Source organism: Evtepia gabavorous (genome assembly GCF_003425665.1).
Classification (GTDB): domain Bacteria; phylum Bacillota; class Clostridia; order Oscillospirales; family Oscillospiraceae; genus Evtepia; species Evtepia gabavorous.
Map to the genome: position 1 here is coordinate 1 of NZ_QQRQ01000057.1, position 464 is coordinate 464.

Annotated in this window: 1 rRNA gene; it reads right to left on the reverse strand. The window is 52.4% G+C overall.

Features of this window, described 5'->3' with window-relative positions:
* A 16S ribosomal RNA gene (locus DV520_RS12040) occupies positions 1 to 464 on the reverse strand; the annotation flags it as partial.

The window sequence follows — 464 nt, forward strand, 5'->3', positions numbered from 1 at the left end:
CCTCTGTTTACCGCCATTGTAGTACGTGTGTAGCCCAGGACATAAGGGGCATGATGATTTGACGTCGTCCCCACCTTCCTCCGTTTTGTCAACGGCAGTCTCGCTAGAGTGCTCTTGCGTAGCAACTAACAATAGGGGTTGCGCTCGTTGCGGGACTTAACCCAACATCTCACGACACGAGCTGACGACAACCATGCACCACCTGTCACCACAGTCTCCGAAGAGAAAGAACTATCTCTAATTCCAGCCGTGGGATGTCAAGCCCTGGTAAGGTTCTTCGCGTTGCTTCGAATTAAACCACATACTCCACCGCTTGTGCGGGCCCCCGTCAATTCCTTTGAGTTTCAACCTTGCGATCGTACTCCCCAGGTGGGATACTTATTGTGTTAACTGCGGCACGGAAGGGGTCAGTCCCCCCACACCTAGTATCCATCGTTTACAGCGTGGACTACCAGGGTATCTAA